Origin of the sequence: Streptomyces sp. NPDC049887, assembly GCF_040656535.1 — a bacterium.
GTDB lineage: Bacteria > Actinomycetota > Actinomycetes > Streptomycetales > Streptomycetaceae > Streptomyces.
Genome location: NZ_JBFAMM010000008.1, coordinates 138,928 through 157,083, shown reverse-complemented (window position 1 = coordinate 157,083; position 18,156 = coordinate 138,928). Strand labels below are relative to the sequence as shown.

At 72.2% G+C, this 18,156-nt stretch carries 17 protein-coding genes and 1 pseudogene; 6 read left to right on the top strand and 12 right to left on the bottom strand.

The genetic code is table 11. The features are described 5' to 3' along the window. Positions 1-34 precede the first annotated feature (34 nt). From AB0J10_RS12855 to AB0J10_RS12800, 12 genes are all read right to left on the bottom strand, one after another. Positions 35-751 carry a hypothetical protein gene (locus tag AB0J10_RS12855; RefSeq protein WP_363060774.1) on the bottom strand — a complete coding sequence of 239 codons (717 nt, stop codon included), beginning with the start codon at positions 749-751 and terminating at the stop codon, positions 35-37. After that, positions 724-2,001, bottom strand: a complete 1,278-nt coding sequence (locus tag AB0J10_RS12850) for an MlaD family protein (protein ID WP_363060772.1) — start codon at positions 1,999-2,001, stop codon at positions 724-726. Before AB0J10_RS12850 ends, AB0J10_RS12855 begins: the two co-directional genes overlap by 28 nt. Beyond that, positions 1,998-3,290, bottom strand: a complete 1,293-nt coding sequence (locus AB0J10_RS12845) for an MCE family protein (protein WP_363060770.1) — start codon at positions 3,288-3,290, stop codon at positions 1,998-2,000. The genes AB0J10_RS12850 and AB0J10_RS12845 overlap by 4 nt, the downstream gene beginning before the upstream one ends. Next, the gene (locus AB0J10_RS12840; protein ID WP_363060955.1) at positions 3,287-4,393 is read right to left on the bottom strand and encodes an MCE family protein; all 1,107 of its coding nucleotides are present in this window, start codon (positions 4,391-4,393) and stop codon (positions 3,287-3,289) included. The genes AB0J10_RS12845 and AB0J10_RS12840 overlap by 4 nt, the downstream gene beginning before the upstream one ends. 125 nt (positions 4,394-4,518) lie before the next feature. Continuing rightward, entirely contained in the window at positions 4,519-5,499 is a 981-nt protein-coding gene (locus AB0J10_RS12835; protein ID WP_363060768.1) for an MCE family protein, read from the bottom strand. Between the two features lie 20 nt (positions 5,500-5,519). Further along, the gene (locus AB0J10_RS12830) at positions 5,520-6,563 is read right to left on the bottom strand and encodes an MCE family protein (RefSeq protein WP_363060766.1); all 1,044 of its coding nucleotides are present in this window, start codon (positions 6,561-6,563) and stop codon (positions 5,520-5,522) included. Next, the gene (locus AB0J10_RS12825) at positions 6,560-7,798 is read right to left on the bottom strand and encodes an MCE family protein (RefSeq protein ID WP_363060764.1); all 1,239 of its coding nucleotides are present in this window, start codon (positions 7,796-7,798) and stop codon (positions 6,560-6,562) included. The genes AB0J10_RS12830 and AB0J10_RS12825 overlap by 4 nt, the downstream gene beginning before the upstream one ends. Positions 7,799-7,803: 5 nt before the next feature. Further along, the gene (locus AB0J10_RS12820; protein ID WP_017944505.1) at positions 7,804-8,631 is read right to left on the bottom strand and encodes an ABC transporter permease; all 828 of its coding nucleotides are present in this window, start codon (positions 8,629-8,631) and stop codon (positions 7,804-7,806) included. Positions 8,632-8,633: 2 nt separating this feature from the next. Next, the gene (locus AB0J10_RS12815) at positions 8,634-9,404 is read right to left on the bottom strand and encodes an ABC transporter permease (RefSeq protein WP_017944504.1); all 771 of its coding nucleotides are present in this window, start codon (positions 9,402-9,404) and stop codon (positions 8,634-8,636) included. Beyond that, on the bottom strand, positions 9,401-10,345 hold the full coding sequence (locus AB0J10_RS12810) for an ABC transporter ATP-binding protein (RefSeq protein ID WP_363060761.1): 945 nt from the start codon (positions 10,343-10,345) through the stop codon (positions 9,401-9,403). The genes AB0J10_RS12815 and AB0J10_RS12810 overlap by 4 nt, the downstream gene beginning before the upstream one ends. A gap of 238 nt (positions 10,346-10,583) precedes the next feature. Beyond that, on the bottom strand, positions 10,584-11,738 hold the full coding sequence (locus tag AB0J10_RS12805) for a sigma-70 family RNA polymerase sigma factor (protein ID WP_363060759.1): 1,155 nt from the start codon (positions 11,736-11,738) through the stop codon (positions 10,584-10,586). Positions 11,739-11,793: 55 nt separating this feature from the next. Further along, positions 11,794-12,903 carry a lytic murein transglycosylase gene (locus AB0J10_RS12800; RefSeq protein WP_363060757.1) on the bottom strand — a complete coding sequence of 370 codons (1,110 nt, stop codon included), beginning with the start codon at positions 12,901-12,903 and terminating at the stop codon, positions 11,794-11,796. Positions 12,904-13,064: 161 nt separating this feature from the next. On the opposite strand from AB0J10_RS12800, the pseudogene AB0J10_RS12795 reads away from it, so the two are divergent. The 6 genes and pseudogenes from AB0J10_RS12795 to AB0J10_RS12770 form a co-directional block, all read left to right on the top strand. Then, positions 13,065-13,304: pseudogene (locus AB0J10_RS12795) on the top strand (hypothetical protein); the annotation flags it as partial. Between the two features lie 149 nt (positions 13,305-13,453). Beyond that, positions 13,454-13,765, top strand: coding sequence for a helix-turn-helix domain-containing protein (locus tag AB0J10_RS12790; protein WP_363060953.1), 312 nt, complete (start codon positions 13,454-13,456; stop codon positions 13,763-13,765). Positions 13,766-14,216: 451 nt separating this feature from the next. After that, positions 14,217-14,729, top strand: coding sequence for a 2-oxo-4-hydroxy-4-carboxy-5-ureidoimidazoline decarboxylase (gene uraD, locus AB0J10_RS12785; RefSeq protein WP_363060755.1), 513 nt, complete (start codon positions 14,217-14,219; stop codon positions 14,727-14,729). After that, positions 14,726-15,115: a hydroxyisourate hydrolase gene (gene uraH / locus AB0J10_RS12780; RefSeq protein ID WP_363060753.1), complete on the top strand. Its 390-nt coding sequence runs from the start codon at positions 14,726-14,728 to the stop codon at positions 15,113-15,115. The genes uraD and uraH overlap by 4 nt, the downstream gene beginning before the upstream one ends. Positions 15,116-15,121: 6 nt before the next feature. Continuing rightward, on the top strand, positions 15,122-16,069 hold the full coding sequence (pucL, locus tag AB0J10_RS12775; protein ID WP_363060751.1) for a factor-independent urate hydroxylase: 948 nt from the start codon (positions 15,122-15,124) through the stop codon (positions 16,067-16,069). Positions 16,070-16,349: 280 nt separating this feature from the next. Further along, on the top strand, positions 16,350-17,741 hold the full coding sequence (locus tag AB0J10_RS12770; protein WP_363060749.1) for an 8-oxoguanine deaminase: 1,392 nt from the start codon (positions 16,350-16,352) through the stop codon (positions 17,739-17,741). Positions 17,742-18,156 lie beyond the last annotated feature (415 nt).

Genomic DNA, 18,156 nt, shown 5'->3' with positions numbered 1-18,156 from the left:
TGTGGGGCGTACTGGCGCGACGGCGGGGTGCGGGTCAGCCGACGAACTCGACGTTCGACGTCAGCCAGCGGCCGCCTTCGAGCACGAGGTCGAGCTGGAGCCGGTAGGTACGGGACTGGCCCTCCGGGGCGGCCGAGTTCGTCACCTTGCTGTCGGCGACGACCAGCACCCTGGCGGTGCGTTGGTCGGCACGGGCGATACCGGCCTCCAGCACCTGCCCCTGGGAGACCGACTTGTTCGCGGCGACGAGCTTGGTCAGTTCCGCGGTCTGCGCCGCGAACTGCTCCTTGAAGTCGCCGGTCGCGCCCTTGAGGACGTTGGCGCTGTCCCGCTCGTAGTGCCGGTAGTCGAGCGAGGTGAAGTTCAGCGCCGAACGGCGGGCCGCGGCCAGGATGTCCTGGCGGCGCTCCTCGTCGGCACGCTGCTCGTGCACCCGGAGGCCGAGCCACAGGGAAAGGGCCGTCGTGACGACGGTCGCCACCGCGAGCGCGGCGGGCACCGCCCTACCGTGCCGGGCGGCCGCGACCGCCCCTGCTCCGGCCCGACCGAGCGCCCGTCCGAGCGCCCGGACGGCTCCCGGGACGGGCCCCGGTCGCGCGTCGCCCGTCCCGCGCGCCGCGGTCGCCGTGCCGGCCGCCGGGCCCGTCTCCGCGACGCCCGCCGTGGGCGGGGAGGCGCGCTGCACACCGTGCCCGCCGCCCGCGTCCGCCGCCGTCACGTCCGTCATGCCATCGGTCCCACGAGCAGCCATTGCCATGACTCCTTTCCGAACACGCTCTGTTCGCCGCCCGTCGAGCCGATCTCGACGAGCGTTCCGTCCGGGCCGGCGGCCGTGCCGGTCTCCGGGTCGTAGGGGGTGACGTACGCCGCCGGGTCCGAGCCGCCGACGGAACGCCCCGACGCTCCCGGCGCGTTCTGCGCACCGCGGACCGAGGTGGGGCCGCCGCGCGGGGCCGTGCAGCGCGCCGACGTGTTCGCGGGCCGCTCCCGGGTGTCCGAGGGGTCGCGGCGCTGGGTGCCGTAGCCCTGCCGGCACGCCGGCGGGTCGTCGGCGTTCGTCACCATCCCGAAGTGTGTGGTGCCGTCCCCGGGGATCACCGTCCAACTGCCCGCCACCACCACGGGGAAGGTGACCAGGGCCTGCTCCACACCGGGCAGCCGGGCCACCGTGATCTGGCCGCCGCTGATGAGGTTCCCCAGCAGGACGGGCAGATGCGGTCGGGTCTCCGACAACAGCGAGTCGACCTCCTGCGCGGCGGGCGCCCCGGCGCCGACGAGCCGGCGGATGTCACCGTCGGAGGACTTCAGCTCCGCGGTGAGCGCCGCGAGGTCCCGTGAGAAGGACCGGATGGCCGAGCCCTGTTCGGCCTGGGTGCCGAGCACCTTCCGGGAGTCCTCGATCAGGGCGATCGTCTGCGGCAGCGACTCGGACGCCGACTCGACCAGGCTGTTGCCGGAGTCCACCAGTCTGCTCAGCTCCGGACCGGTGCCGGCGAACGCCTTGCCGAGTTCGTCGACCGTGATCCGCAGGTCCTCCTTGCCGACGGAGTTCACCAGCCGGTCCAGGCTCAGGACGACGTCGGTGGTGGGCAGCGGCACCCGGGTGTCGGCGCGGGCGATGACGTCGCCCTCGCCGAGGTACGGGCCGCCCGTGCCGCGCGGCTGCAGGTCGACGTACTGCTCGCCGACCGCCGAACGGTTCGCCACGACCGCCACCGTGTCCGCCGGGATCCGGGCTCCGTCCTCGATGTCCAGGTCCACCGAGACGCCGTCCCGCCCGGTCAGCCGCAGTTCCCCGACGCGGCCCACGGGCACGCCCCGGTAGGTGACCTCCGCGCCCCGGAACACGCCGCCCGAGTCGGCGAGGTCCGCCCGTACGGTGTAGCCGCGGTCGAGGACGGCGTCCACCAGCCCCGTGTAGCGGGCCCCGACATACGACACGCCGACCGCGGTGACCGCGGCGAAGGCCGCGAGCTGGATCCTGACCGTTCGTGTGATCACGGCTGCATCCCTTTCAGCATCAGCTCCGCCAGGGCGAGATCGACCCCCGGCGGACGTCCGTCGCCGTTCCCGCCCCCGTACGACGCGTGACTGCCCGCGCACACCGGCGGGCACAGTCCGCCGCCGGGCGGTGGGGGAACGGCAGGTCCGCCGGGCCCGTCCGGCAGGGCCGTGGGTTCCGGGACACCGGGAACGTCGGGGACGTCGGGGACGCCGGGGAGTTCCGGTGGAGCCGGTACGCCGGGCAGCCCGGGCCGGTCCGGTCCGCCACCGCCCGGCTGCGGCGGCCCGTCGGCGAGATTGCCGTAGACCGAGGCGAGGTCGAGATCGGCGGTGATCTTCAGATTGACGTAGTCGCCGTGGATCGCGTCGACGGCGTTGCGCGGGAACGGATACGTCGTCATCAGTTCCAGGGCGTTGGGCAGATCGGCACCCGCCGCGTTGAGCTGCTCCAGGATCGGCCGCAGGCTCTTCAGGTTCGCGACGGTGTCGTCCCGCGACGCGTTGATCACCTGGCTGCCGGTCTTCCCCAGCTTCGACAGCGAGGTGAGCATGGCCGTCAGGCTGCGCCGCTGGTCGGCCAGCACCTTCAGGGCCGGCGGCACGGTGTCCAGGGCCCCGGCGATGGTCTTCTTCTCCTGTGCCAGCCGCTTGGCGAGCCGGTCGATGCCGGCCAGCGCGCGCACGATCTCCTTGCGCCGGCCGTCGAGGCCGCCGAGGAACGTGTCCAGCTCGGTCAGCAGGGACTTCACCCGGTTCTCCCGTCCCTCCAGCGCCTTGTTGAGCTCGGTCGTGATGGTCTTGAGCTGGGCCACCCCGCCGCCGTTGAGCAGGGCGGACAGCGCGGAGAGGACCTCCTCGATCTCCGGGTTGCGGCCGCTGCGGGAGAGCGGGATCCGGTCGCCGTCCTTCAGCCGGCCGGCCGGGGCGGTGTCCGCGGGCGAGGACAGCGCCACGTACTTCTCGCCGAGCATGCTCGTCTGCCGCAGCTCGGCCACCGCGTTGGCGGGCAGTGTCACCGAGTCCGCGACGCGCAGCCGCACCCGGGCGTGCCAGCCGTCCAGTTCGACCTTCTCGACCGCTCCGACGGTGACGTCGTTGACCTTCACCGCCGACTGGGGCACCAGGTCGAGCACGTCCCTGAACTCGACGGTCACCCGGTAGGCGTTGCCGTCGGCCGCGGCGCCGCCGGGCAGTCCGACGTCGTACAGACCGCTGAACTCGCAGCCCGTCAGCAGCAGCGATCCGGCCGCCGCCCAGGCCGCCGTGCCGGTGCGAAGCGTCCTCATGCGCGGGCCCCCAGGATTCCGCCGAGCGTCCGGTCGACCTGACCCGTCCCGGACACGGCCCGGGTGCCGGCCGGCCCGAGCTCCGGCAGGGAGTCGAACAGCTTCCGCAGGTCGGCACAGTCCTCGGCCTTGGCCTCCCCGGTCGTCCGCAGCAGCGAGCAGAGCAGCGCGGCAGGGTCCTGCGGATGGTCCGGGTTGTTGCGGGTGTCGAGCGTCCCGGCGGACGGGTTGTAGGCGTTCTGCAGGTTGGACAGTCCGACCGGGGCGACCTCCAGCAGCTCGGCGAGCGCGGCGCGCTGGGTGACCAGCACCTTGGTCACCTTGCTCAGCCCTTCCACGTTCGACGTCAGCGACTGCTTGTTCGCCCGTACGAAGTCGGAGACGTCGGCGAGTGCCACGCCCAGGTGCCGCAGCGCCGCCGCCAGGTCCTTGCGCTCGGCCGCGAGCTGTCCGGCCACCTTGGCGAGGCTGTCGTTGAAGGACCTGACGTTCTTGTCGTCGGCGGCCAGCGCCGCCGTGAACACCTGGAGGTTGCGGACGGTGGAGAACAGGTCCTGCCGTCCGTCCGACAGGGTGGTCACCGCCCGGGAGAGGTCCTCCACGGACTGGTGGATCGCACCGCCCTGGCCCTGGAGGTTGTCCGCGCTCACACCCAGCAGCCGCGACAGCGCACCGTCGTCGTTGGCGCCGCGCGGCCCCAGCGCCTCCGAGGTCGTGTGCAGGCTGTCGAAGACCCGGTCCAGCTCCACCGGTACGGCCGTGCGCTCCTCCGGGATGACATCGCCGCCGCGCATCACGGGGCCGTCCCGGTACACGGGCAGCAGCTGTACATAACGGTCGCTGACCACGGACGAGTTGATGATCGCGGCCTTCGCCCCGGCGGGCACCTTCCGTCCGTGGCCGTACTCCAGGACCACCCGCACCCGGCGGCCCTCCGGAGTGATCTCCTTGACCTCGCCGATGCGGACACCGAGCACCCGGACGTCCGAGCCCGGGTAGATGCCGACCGTCCGCGGGAAGTACGCGGTGACCCGGACCGGTTCCTCCCGCGGCCACAGCAGCAGGCACACCGCGACCAGCGCGAGGGCGGTGACCAGCGCCACTCCCCGCAGCACGGGTGTGCGCGGCACACGTATGCGCGATGGGGATGTGCGGGGTGCACGCATGCGTGACCGGGGTGTGCGCGGCAGACGTATGCGCGGCAGCCGTATGCGCGACAGGGGCGCTTTCACGAGGGACCTCCCGTCCGCGGGACCACCGGAGCGGCGACCAGATTCTGGATGTAGCTGTCGAACCAGCGCCCGTTGCCGAGGGTGTTGGCGAAGACGCGCACATACGGCGCCAGCAGCCGGACACTGCGGTCGAGTGCGGCCTGGTTGCGTTCGAGCATGTCGACGACCTGGTTCAGGCCCTTCAGCGCGGGCCCGATCTCCTTGCCGTTGTCCTTCACCAGGCCCGACAGCTGGACCCCGAGCGAGGCGGAGCTCTTGAGGAGGGCGTGGATCGCCGCCCGCCGCCGTGAGATCTCCCGGAAGAGCGCGTCCCCGTCCTTGACCAGCGTGGAGAACTCCCGGGAGCGCTCGGCGAGCACCGTGCTGACCCCGTCGGCGTGGTCGAGGAGTTCGCGCAGCGCCTGGTCGCGGGAGGCGACCGTACGGGAGATCCGCGACAGGCCCCTGACCGACTCCCGCACCTCGGCGGGAGAGTCCTCGAAGGTGGTGGAGATCGTGTCCAGGGCCGTGGCCAGCCGCTCGGTGTCGATCTGCTCCGTCGTGGTGGTCAGGTCGCTGAACGCCGTCACGACGTCGTACGCGGGCGTGGTGCGGCTCAGCGGGATCTCGCTGCCCGGCCTCAACTGCCCCGGGCCCTTCGGGTCCAGGGCGAGGTACTTGGAGCCCAGGATCGTCTTGACGCGGATGGCGGCACCGGTCCGGGTGCCGAAGGCGGGCTCCCCCTTGACGCGGAAGACCACCCTGACGTGGTCCCCGTCCAGGTCCACCTCGTCGACCTTGCCGACCTTCACCCCGGCGACCCGCACCTCGTCGCCGGGCTTCAGCCCGCCCGCCTCCGAGAACGCGGCGCTGTAGCTCTCACCGTCGCCGATCAGCGGCAGGTCGTCGGCGTTGAACGCGGCGACGGCCAGCAGCGCGAGCGTGGTGAGGCCGACCGCGCCGATGGTCACGGGGTTGCGCTCCCGGAACGGGATCATACGGGTCCTCGGGCGCCCTTTCATGCGCACCTCGCCCGGGCGACGTGGAGTTCGGGGGTGATGACCTCCCGGGTCCTCGGCAGCACCACACGGCCGTCGAAGTCGCAGAGGTAGAAGTTGAACCAGGAACCGTAGGAGGCGGTCCTGGTCAGTTTGTCGAGCTTGTTCGGCAGCCGCTTCAGCACGCCCTCCACGGTCTTCTCGTTGTCGTTCAGGGTCCCGGTCAGTTCTCGCAGTTCCGCGATGTCGTCGCGCAGCGGCGGGCGGGCATCCTCCAGCAGGCCGGAGGTGGCCTCCGCCAGGCTGTTGATGTTCGCCAGCGACTCGCCGATCGGCTTCCGGTCGGCGGAGAGACCGGAGACCACCCGCTGGAGCTGCTTGATCAGTGCGGAGAACCTGGCGCCGCGCTTGTCCAGCGTCGCCAGGACGGTGTTGAGGTTGTCGATCACGGAGCCGATCAGCTCGTCGCGGTCGGCGAGGGTGCTGGTGAGCGAGGCGGTGTGCGCGAGCAGGCTGTTCACCGTGCCGCCCTCGCCCTGCAGCGTCCTGACGATCTCGGTGGCGAGCTGGTTGACGTCCTTGGGGCTGAGCGCCGCGAACAGCGGCTTGAACCCGCCCAGCAGGGCGTTCAGATCGAGCGCGGGCTGGGTGCGCGAGAGGGGGATCCGGCTCCCGGGCGGCAGCGTCGCCCCGTCGCCGGGTCCCTCCGTCAGCGCGACGTACCGCGAGCCGACCAGATTGCGGTAGCGGATGACCGCGCCGGTTCCGGTGAGCAGCGGGCGGTTCTCGCTCACGGTGAACGTGACCTCCGCCAGCGTCCGGTCCCTGATGCCGATCTCCCGCACCTCGCCGACCCGCACACCGGCGACGCGGATGTCGTCGCCCTCCTCCAGGCCGGTGACATCGCTGAACACCGCCCGGTAGGTGTGCTCGGGGGTGAAGGAGACGGTGGCGATGGTGGCGGCGAGCAGTGCGGTCGCGAGCACGGTCACCACAGCGAACAGACCGAATTTGATCAACGGCGAGGCGGTCCGGCCGGCCCGCCGCAGGGTCGTGGAACTCATGCGACGCTCACCGCCGTCCCCCGGGCCATCGGGCCGAACAGCAGCGTGGCCACCGCGGGCACCTCGTCCGCGGGTACGCCGAGGACCGGCGCCACGAGCGAGCCGACGGCACGCTGCTCGGCCCCGGTCGAGGACACCTGCCGTCCCGCCGCGGCGGGCTGCCCGACCCGGGCGGTGCCGTCGTCCAGCTTCACGTCCGGTGCCGGGACCCGCGGCCGGGGCATGCCGTGGCAGTCGGGACCCGAACGCTCCCCCCAGCGGGGCTCCTCCCCGGGGCGGTACCCGGGCCGCGGATGGACGAACTCGAGGGTGATGCGCATCTTTCCGCCTCTGAAGGTCTGTGCCGACGCGGCCTCCTGCCGGACCAGACCGTCCAGCAGGCAGGGGTACTCGGGCGAGTAGCGGGCGAACAGCGCCAGCGTGGGCCGCGAGACCCGGCCCAGGGTGATCAGCCGCTCGCCGTTGTCGTCGAGGAACCCGTTCGCGGTGTTCGCGGCGCCGGTGGTGGAGGTGAACAGGGCGGCCAGCTCCTCCCGCTTCTCCACGACGGTGCGGCTCGTGGTGAGGGTGTTGCGCAGAATCCTCATCAGGTCCGGCGCGGCGTCCCCGTACACCTCGGCCACGTCCGCGAAACGCGAGATGTCCTCCTGCAGCGACGGCATATGGGGGTTGAGCCGGCGCAGATAGTCCTCCACCCGGGCCAGGTTGGCGCCGATCCGGTCGCCCCGGCCCTCCAGTGCGGTGGAGAACGCCGTGAGCGTGGCGTTGAGTTCGGCGGGGCGGACCGTGCGCAGCAGCGGCAGCAGATCGTTCATCAGCTGCTGCACCTCGATGCCGACGGCGGTGCGGTCCTGGGTGATGACGTCCCCGGCGCGGATCGCCCGTGCCGGGGTGCCGTCGGGGGCGACCAGGTCGACGTACTTCTCCCCGAACAGGGTCTTGGGCAGCAGCCGGGCCCGGACGTCGGAGGGGATCCGCGGCACGTGCTCCGGGGCGAGGGCGAGATCCAGCATCGCCTTCTCCCCGTCGGCCCGCACCCCGCGGACCTCGCCGACCAGCAGCCCGCGCAGTTTGACGTCGGCCTGGGGCTCCAGCTGGTTGCCGAGGGTGCCGGTCTCCAGCGTGACCCGGACGACGGGGGTGAACGCCTTCCGGTAGACGGCCACGGACAGCGAGAGCAGCAGCCCCAGCACCGCGATGAAGACGATTCCGTTGATCCGCAGTCGGACGGACATCGGCACTACCCCGCAATCCGTACGGTCGTGCTGGCTCCCCAGATCGCCAGGCTGAGGAAGAAGTCCAGGATGTTGATGGCGACGATGGAGGTGCGCACCGCACGGCCGACCGCGACGCCGACACCGGCCGGTCCGCCGCCGGCGTAGTAGCCGTAGTAGCAGTGCACCAGGATGATCACGACGGCGAAGACGATCACCTTGCCGAACGACCAGAGCACGTCGACGGGCGGCAGGTACTGCTGGAAGTAGTGGTCGTACGTGCCGGCCGACTGGCCGTAGTAGCCCGTCGTGATCGTCCGGGCGGCGAAGTAGGAGGACAGCAGCCCGACGACGTACAGCGGGATGACGGCGACGAACCCCGCGATCATCCGGGTCGTCACCAGGAACGGCAGCGAGGGGACGCCCATCACCTCCAGGGCGTCGGTCTCCTCGCTGATCCGCATCGCGCCGAGCTGGGCGGTGAACCCGGCGCCGACGGTCGCCGACAGGGCCAGCCCCGCCACCAGCGGGGCGATCTCCCGGGTGTTGAAGTACGCGGACAGGAAGGCGACGAAGTTGGAGGTGCCGAGCTGGTTGAGCGCCGCGTACCCCTGGAGCCCCACCTCGGTGCCGGTGAAGAAGGACAGGAACGCGATCACGCCCACGGTCCCGCCGACGACGGCGAGCGCGCCGCGGCCGAAGCTGACCTCGGCCAGCAGCCGCAGCACCTCCTTCTTGTAGCGGCGCAGGGTGCGTCCGGTCCAGGCCAGTGAGCGCCCGTAGAAGACCAGCTGGGCGCCCAGCTCCTCCAGGGAGCGCAGCGGGCGCCCCACGAGACGGTCGATCAGCGCCACGGTCAGCCCTTCTGCGGAACGACTTGGAAGTACACGGCGGTCATCACGAAGTTCGTGACGAAGAGCAACATGAAGGTGATGACCACCGACTGGTTCACCGCGTCGCCCACGCCCTTCGGACCGCCCTTGGCCGTCAGCCCCTTGTAGGAGGCGACGATCGCCGCGATCGCCCCGAACACCAGCGCCTTCAGCTCGGCCGCCCACAGGTCGGACAGCTGGGCGAGGGTGGTGAAGGAGGCCAGATAGGCGCCGGGCGTGCCGTTCTGCAGGACGACGTTGAAGAAGTAGCCGCCCGCGACCCCGACCACCGACACCAGGCCGTTGAGCAGCACCGCGACCACCATCGACGCCAGCACCCGGGGGACGACCAGGCGGTGGATCGGGTCGATGCCCAGGACCTGCATCGCGTCGATCTCCTCGCGGATCTTGCGGGCACCGAGGTCCGCGCAGATCGCCGTGCCGCCGGCTCCCGCGATCAGCAGGGCCGTCACGATCGGCGACGCCTCCCGGAGCACGGCGAGCACCGAGGCCGCGCCCGAGAAGGACTGGGCGCCGAGCTGCCGGGTCAGACTGCCGATCTGCAGTGCGATGACCGCGCCGAACGGGATGGAGACCAGCGCCGTCGGCAGGATCGTCACACTGGCGATGAACCAGGCCTGCTGGATGAACTCCCGGAGCTGGAAGGGCCGGCGGGGCAGCGTCCGGAGGACGTCCAGGGCCATCGCGAACAGGCTGCCGGAGTGCCGCAGCGCCCCGGTGGGGGAGAGGCTCATGCTCCCGCCACCTCCTTGCGGCCGTGCAGCTCCGCCTCGCGCCGGGCGATGGCCTCCCAGCGGGGCGGGCGGGTGATGCCGGGGCTCGGCAGCAGCCGCGGGGTCATCGCGCCGCCACCGTCGTCGGCCGACCCGCCCCGGTCCAGCTGTGCGAGCTCCAGCTCGACCTGGGCGGCGTCCTTCTCCTCCGCCATGCCGATCGGACCCTGCATCCGGCCGTGGAGGAACTGCCGCACGACGGGCTCGTCGCTGGTCAGCAGTCGCTCGCGGGGCCCGAACATCACCAGCTCCCGGCGGAAGAGGAGCCCGATGTTGTCCGGGACCTGACGGGCGGAGGCGATGTCGTGGGTGACGATGAGGAAGGTGGCGTCGATCTGCGCGTTGAGGTCGACGATCAGCTGGTTGAGATAGGCCACCCGTACCGGGTCGAGTCCCGAGTCCGGCTCGTCGAACAGGATGATCTCCGGGTCGAGCACCAGGGCGCGCGCCAGCCCGGCCCGCTTGCGCATCCCGCCCGAGATCTCGCCGGGCAGCTTCTCCTCGGCGCCGATCAGGCCGACCATGTCCATCTTCTCGAGGACGATCCGCCGGATCTCCGTCTCGGACTTGCGGGTGTGCTCGCGCAGCGGGAAGGCGATGTTGTCGTACAGGTTCATCGACCCGAACAGCGCGCCGTCCTGGAAGAGGACGCCGAACAGCTTCCGCACCTCGTACAGGTCGTGCTCGCGCAGCCGGGTGATGTCCCGGTCCGCGATCCGCACCGACCCGCGGTCGGGCCTGAGCAGCCCGACGAGCGTCTTGAGGAACACCGACTTCCCCGTGCCCGACGGGCCGAGCATGACCGAGATCTCCCCGGCGGGCAGCGTCAGCGACACGTCCTGCCAGATGACCTGGTGGCCGAAGGACTTGGTCAGCCCCTCCACACAGATCTCGACACCCATCCGGTACACCCTTCAGCCGTTGAGCAGCTCCGACGTCTGCTCTACGGGGAGGGGCGGGGCGTCCGTCGCGGCGAGGACCGGGTTTTTTCGGCGGGGACCGGCGGGGGTGGTCCGTCGCACCGGAGCGCGGGGTCGCGCCGGTGGGGACGGGCCCGGTGCGCGGGCCGGGAGGCCGGTGCGGCGCGTGGGCGGGTGCCTGCTCCGGGCCCGACCGCGTGGACGGGACGGGCCCGGGGGCTCAGAGCGAGGGCGCGTCGCCCGGGGCCGAAGGTGCGGACGGCGGTTCCGAGGGCACGGCACGGGACGGTCCGGAACGGTCGGGCCCCGGGGAGACGGCGGTCCGCGGCAGTGCGGGAGCGTCGTGGACGGTGGTGTCCTCGGCGGCCGACGGGTCGGGCAGCGCCGGAATCCCGGAGACCTCCGGAGCCCCGGGCACGTCCGGTACCGAGGGCATGTCCGGTACCGAGGGCATGTCCGGTACCGAGGGCACGTCCGGCACCGCGGCCGGGGGCACCGGCGGCAGCGAGGGCAGCGCCGGGTCCGGCAGGAGCAGTGGCACGGACCGGCTGCCGCCGGGCGACGGCGTCGCACCCGGGGTGGGAGCCGCGGGGCCTGCGGAGGTCCCCGGCCCGCCGGTGCCCCGGCCCCGTTCGTCGTCCTCCGGCCACTCGTCGGCGGTCTCGGAGGTGGCGGGGCGGGGTTCGGGTCCCTCCCCGTCGTAGGCGTACGGCACGACGAAACCGGCGACCGCCAGGGTCGCCGCTGTCGACGCCGCGGCCACCAGATGAGCCTGGCCCCCCGTCCGGGGCCTGCGTCCCAGCAGCCACAGCACCAGCCCCAGCGTCCCCGCGAGCGACGCCCGCAGCGTCCGCCGGGCCCGGGCCAGCAGCGACTCCACCGTCCGGTAGCTCAGCCCCATTTCCCGGGCGACCTCCCCGACGTCGAGGTCCTCGGACTTCAGCCGCAGCGCCTCCGCCTGCCGTGCGGGCAGCTCACCGCTGCGCACGGCCAGCCACCTGGCCTCGGCGCGGTCGCACACGACCTCGTCGACCGGCGCGGGCCGCGGCGCCATCAGCCGCGGGCTGCTGCGCACCTCCGCCTCCCGGTTGACCTGCCGGTACCGGTCGACGCACAGCCGCATCGTCACCGTCGTCAGCCACGCCCCCAGCCGCTCGTCGTCGAGGTGGGGGTTCTCGGCCGCCCGCAGCATCGCCTCGTGCACGGCGTCCTCGGCGTCCTCCGGGCTCATCGACCGCCGGCGCGCCACCTTGAGCAGGTCCTCGCGGTGGCTCCAGGCGCGCTGCCAGCGCTCCTGCGCCGCCCCCTCCCGGGGCCCGCCGCGGGCCGCCCGCTCCTCCGCGCCCGAATGCGCAGTCTGAGTGTCCGTCGCCATGAGGGCCCCTTCGCGCTCGCCCCACCGGTCCCGTCCTGCCCGGCGGGGGGCGACATTACCGCCGGGTATCCGGGGTTGTGGAGGGGGTGGCGCGCATCGAGTCCGTACCGTTGCCGACCAGCGGCTCCGTGCCGGAAGGCACGCCACCGCCGGGCAGCGGCGCCCGGGGCGCGGGGAGGGACGGCACGGGCGCGGCGGGCAGCGCGGGGCCGGACGGGCCCAGGGCGTCCTGCTCCGTGGGCCGGGGCTGCGGCGACGCGGGGGCCCGGGGCGGCCGTGCGTTCTCCGCGCCGCCGTTCCCCTTCGGCCGCGCGGAGGCGTCCGGTCCGGGCGGGGCGGGCCGGGCCGTGCGTGAGGGCGCCGGTGTGGCGCGCGGCGCGGCGGTGCCGCGCGCCCCCGCGTCCGGCACCACCAGGTGGCCCTGGAGGAAGTAGCCGTACCAGGCCAGGACCGTGCGCAGATAGGCCGTCGAGCGGTTGTACCCGAGGATCGCGCGGTCCAGGTCGGCCGGGTCCGAGAGGTCCCTGCGGCCCGCGCACAGATAGCGGCCGGCGGCGAGCGCCGCATCATGGACGTTCGAGGGGTCGGCCCGGCCGTCGCCGTTGCCGTCGGTGCCCCAGACCGCCCAGGTCGACGGGATGAACTGCATCGGCCCGACCGCACGGTCGTAGACCGTGTCCCCGTCGTACGCTCCGCCGTCCGTGTCAGAGATCCGTGCGAAGCCGTTGCCGTCCAGCCGTGGCCCGAGGATCGGTGTGACGGTCGTGCCGTCCGGCCCCACCCGCCCGCCGTGCGCATGCCCGGACTCGACCTGCCCGATCGCCGCGAGCAACTGCCAGCGCAGCCCGCATCCGGGGGCGCTGCGCGCCAGTTCCGCCTCGGCCTGCCAATAGGCGGCGAAGACGCCGGCCGGGAGAGCGCCGGCGCCCGCCGGCGCGCTCTCTTCGTCCCCACCCCGGTCGGCCGGGCCGCCCCGCCCCCGCACCCGGAGCGGGGGCAGCTCGGTGCGGTACGCGGAGTCACCCGAGACGCTCGGCCCCGGCGCCCCGGCCTCCTCGACGGGTGCGGAGGCCGGGGCCCCCTGCGCCTGTGAGGCGGTCAGCACCGCCATCGCCGTCGCGGCGACCGCCGCTCCCCGTACCGCTCTGCGGCCGTGACCTGTCATGCCGGTCCACCCCTCCCTTGTCCTGCCGCCGAGCCACCCCCGGGCGTTCGGCGTCCGTCATCCGGCTCTACGCCGGAGTCGAGCGGTTCCGTCGCACGAGGGCGCCGGTTTCTGCGGTACCGAGCGGCGGACGGACGTGCGGGCGGGCTTAACGTGGGGTCATGCGATTGCGAGTGGAGTTCACGACAGAACCCTTCGACCTCGACGAGGCCCCGGCCCATGCGCTGGTCGCCCGCGAGGTCGTCCAGGCCGCCGGCCTGGACGCCGTGGACGTGGGCCCCTTCGGCAACACCGCCGAGGGCGGGGTGGACGCCGTGCTCGCCGCGGTCGACTCACTGCTGCGCCGGGCCCTCGGTGCGGGGGCCACCCGGGTGTCGCTGCAGGTCAATGTGATCGGGGAGCACGGCCCCGGGACGGCCGTCGGTGACGGTGCCGCGGCGGGCGACGGAGCTGTCCCCGACGGGAACGAGCACGCACGGCAGGAGGGGGAGCGGTGACCGGGCCCGGCGAGCATCCCCTGGTCAGCGCAGTGAGACCGCTGGTGGACGCGATGGGTGCGGAGATCCTCCGTCCTGATCAGGCCCAGCCGGACGATGTCGTCCTCTCCTGGGAGGGGGCCGACGTGCTGGCCGTGCGGCTGCCGCAGCTCTCGGACTCGCTGGACCACATCCTGGCCGCCATGGAGCGGCGCCACGGCATGCCGCTGTCGTCTCTCGACCGCAAGGCGAAGCAGTCGGTCGTACGGACGCTGGAGGCGCGCGGGGCCTTCTCGGTACGGCACGGAGTGGAGACCGTGGCGAATGCGCTCGGGGTCAGCCGGTTCACCGTCTACAACTACCTGAACCGGGAGAAGAGCCTCTAGCAAGTGCGGGGCGCCCGAGGGGGCGGATGGCCCGGTTCGGGGCCGATCGGCGCGGTCCGATTCCCCCGCGCACGCGTTCCGCGCACTGCCGGGCGACACCGACACCGACACCGAGCGCCGCGTACGGGCTCGCCCGCACCCGGATCACCCCGGACCGGGGCGGGCGCTCCTGTCCGCAATGTCATATGGCCTCCCGGGGTTGCCCGGGTGCCCGGCTTCCCTCACGTTCACCCGCCCGGCGGAGGGGCGGCTCCGGAATCGCGGGCCCGTGGACTCCCGGGTCGAGGCTCGGCCGGTCGGGGCCCCGCACCGTGCGGCAGCCGTCCGCATACCGGGACGACGGCCTTTCCGCCCACAAATATTCAACAAACTGTTGACGTGTTGTCGTGGGAAGGCGTTAGCTATCCGCAGCCCGTCCGACTCACCTTGCAGAACAGCCACGGAGGACCCCGTGTCTTCGACTTCCGTACCGGGCCTCACCCGGTTCAACACCTCGACGGACAGCGAGGCCCGGTCCGCGCTGCACGAGGTGTGTGCCAGCACGGCATGGGGCAGCGCGCTGCTGGCCCGGCGCCCCTACGCCACCGTCGAGGCCCTCCTCGCCGCCGGCGACGCCGCCATGGCCGAGCTGACCGCCGAGGACCTGGCCGAGGCGATGGCGGGGCACCCGCCGATCGGACGGCCGAAGCCCGGGGACCCGACCTCCTCCCGCGAGCAGAGCGGGATGGCCGGTGCCTCCGAGGAGCTCAGGGCCGAGATGCTCGAACTCAACCTGGCCTACCAGGAGAAGTTCGGCCATGTCTTCCTGATCTGCGCCACCGGCCGTACCGGTGAGCAGATGAGGGACGCCGTCCGGGAGCGGATCGACCACTCGCCCGAGCGGGAGCGGGAGATCGTCCGCGCCGAACTGGGGAAGATCAACCGGATACGGCTGACCCGTCTCGTGGAGGAGGAGAGCGCATGAGCACCGAGACCACGGCGTCCGTGTCCACCCACATCCTGGACACCAGCGCCGGCCGCCCCGCCGAGGGCGTCGCCGTCTCCCTGTCGGCCCGCGAGGGCGCCGGCGGCGAGTGGACGGCACTCGGCGGATCCGCGACCGACGCGGACGGCCGGTGCAAGGACCTGCCCGCACTGCCGGAGGGCACCACCTACGTACGGCTCGACTTCGAGACCGGGCCGTACTTCGCGAAGAAGCAAGCCGAGGCCCAGCAGGACGCCCCCGCGAATCGGGACAGCGGTGCGTTCTTCCCGGAGGTGGCGATCACGTTCGCCGTCGTGCCGGGCGAGCACTACCACGTACCGCTGCTGCTCAACCCGTTCGGCTACTCCGTTTACCGAGGGAGCTAGCAGACAATGACAGCCACATCCCGACCCGGCCGCCCCGTACTCCTGGGACAGAACCAGTACGGCAAGGCCGAGAACCGCGTCGTGAAGATCACGCGGGACGGCGACACCCACCACATCAAGGACCTGAACGTCTCGGTCGCCCTCTCCGGCGACATGGAGGACGTCCACTACTCCGGTTCGAACGCCAACGTCCTCCCGACCGACACCACCAAGAACACGGTGTACGCGTTCGCGAAGGAGCACGGCATCGAGTCCGCCGAGCAGTTCGGCATCCACCTCGCCCGCCACTTCGTGACCTCGCAGGAGCCGATCCACCGCGCGCGCATCCGCATCGAGGAGTACGCCTGGGAGCGCATCGCGACGTCCGACGCCAACTCCAGGTTCATCGGCGCCGACGAGGTCAGGCACTCCTTCGTCCGCAAGGGCCAGGAGACCCGCCTCACCCAGATCACCTACGACGGGGAGTCGTGGGAGGTCGTCTCCGGACTGAAGGACCTGGTCGTGATGAACTCGACGAACTCCGAGTTCTGGGGTTACGTCAAGGACAAGTACACGACCCTCCAGGAGGCGTACGACCGCATCCTGGCCACGGAGGTCTCCGGCCGCTGGCGGTTCAACTGGACCGACGACGAGCAGAAGGCGCCCAACTGGGAAAAGTCCTACGAGCAGGTGAAGAGGCACATGCTCCACGCCTTCGCCGAGACGTACTCCCTCTCGCTGCAGCAGACGCTGTACCAGATGGGTGCGCGCATCATCAACAACCGTGCGGAGATCGACGAGGTCCGCTTCTCCCTGCCGAACAAGCACCACTTCCTGGTCGACCTGGAGCCCTTCGGGCTCAAGAACGACAACGAGGTCTACTTCGCCGCCGACCGGCCCTACGGGCTGATCGAGGCGACGATCCTGCGGGATGGCGCCGAGGCGAGGATCCCGGTCGACCTGACCAACCTCTGACGGTCGCCCCGGTCGCCCCGGTCGCCCCGGTCGCCCCGGCCGGGGAGCCGCCCCTCGGACCGGACCGGACCGGCCCCGTCCGACCGGACGGGGCCGTACCGGACACGAGGGAACAGGTGGTTTCCTTGACACGTGCACGTGGGGCGGACCCGCCCGCGCCGGTCCCGCCCACCCGGTCCTCCCACCCCTTCGGCACCCACGGCCCCCGGGCCGTGGCACTCAAATCCTCCAGGGTCCTGCCGTGCCCGCACCGCCACTGAAAGTCAAAGGACGCACCGCCATGGCAGCATCGGCAGCAGCCCCGCGCATCGTCATCGAGAACTGCTCGATCGCGACCGTGGACGCCGACGACACCGAGTACGCCTCCGGCCACATCGTCGTCGCCGGCAACCGCATCGAGTCGGTCGGTCCGGGCAGGGCCCCCGAGAACCTGGAGAACGTGGTCCGCCGCGTCGACGGCACCGGCCACCTCGCCACCCCCGGCCTGGTCAACACGCACCACCACTTCTACCAGTGGATCACCCGCGGCCTCGCCACCGACCACAACCTGTTCGACTGGCTCGTCGCGCTCTACCCGACCTGGGCCCGCATCGACGAGCAGATGGCGTACTCCGCCGCGCAGGGCTCCCTGGCGATGATGGCCCGCGGCGGCGTCACCACCGCGATGGACCACCACTACGTCTTCCCGAAGGGCTCCGGCGACCTCTCCGGCGCCATCATCCGGGCCGCGTCCGAGATGGGTGTCCGCTTCACCCTGGCCCGGGGCTCCATGGACCGCAGCGAGAAGGACGGCGGCCTGCCGCCGGACTTCGCCGTCGAGACCCTCGAAGGCGCCCTGGCCGCCACCGAGGAGACCATCGACGCACACCACGACGCCTCCTTCGACGCGATGACGCAGATCGCGGTCGCCCCCTGCTCCCCGTTCTCGGTCTCCACCGAACTGCTCAAGCAGGGCGCCGAGCTGGCCCGCCGCAAGGGCGTACGTCTCCACACCCACGGCAGCGAGACCGTGGAGGAGGAGAAGTTCTGCCACGAGCTCTTCGGCATGGGCCCGACCGACTACTTCGAGTCGACGGGCTGGCTCGGCGAGGACGTGTGGATGGCGCACTGCGTCCACATGAACGACTCCGACATCGAGGCGTTCGCCCGGACGAAGACCGGAGTGGCCCACTGCCCCTCGTCCAACGCCCGTCTCGCCGCCGGCATCGCCCGCGTCCCCGACATGCTGAAGGCCGGTGTCCCCGTCGGCCTCGGCGTCGACGGCACCGCGTCCAACGAGTCCGGCGAACTGCACACCGAACTGCGCAACGCGCTGCTCGTCAACCGCCTCAACCCGGTGCACCGGGAAGCCGCCCTGAATGCGCGTCAGGCGCTGCGCCTGGGCACCTACGGCGGCGCGCGGGTCCTCGGCCGCGCCTCGCAGATCGGCTCCCTGGAGCCGGGCAAGCTCGCCGACCTGGTCCTCTGGAGGCTGGACACCCTCGCCCACGCCTCCATCGCCGACCCGGTGGCCGCCCTCGTCCTCGGCGCTGCGGCCCCGGTCACGCTCTCCCTGGTCGGTGGTGAGCCGGTCGTCGAGGACGGCCGACTGCTCAGGGCCGACGAGGACGCCATCGCCCGCTCCACGCGGGACGAGGCCCAGCGCCTGGCGCGGATCGCCGCGCAGGCCTGACACCCCGGGTAGTCCGGTCGAGGGGGACGGCCCTCGACCGGCGGGCCGTGGACCCGAGCGGGGTCCGCGGCAGCCGCCGCCGGGAGTCGTGCGCCGAGAACACGGCACACGCCTCCCGGCGACGGTGAACTCCCTCGTGCCCGAACCCCCGGCACTTCTTCCCCACGGGCGCACCTCACAGCACCACCCACAACACCTGCATCACGCACCACCTCCGCCCTCCCTGACACCCACGTCGGAGCCGACGTGTCAGCCGACCGGAGGAATTGCCGTGGCAGCCCGGCCAAGGTTTCCGCAAGGGGCGCGGGCATCGTCCTCTTCGGCTCGGTCGCCGTCAGCGGCATCCAGACGTTGGCCGCGGCCGCTCCCGTGCACGCCGTCGCCGTGCGCGGGCCGGACGCGGTGAGTCGTGCGG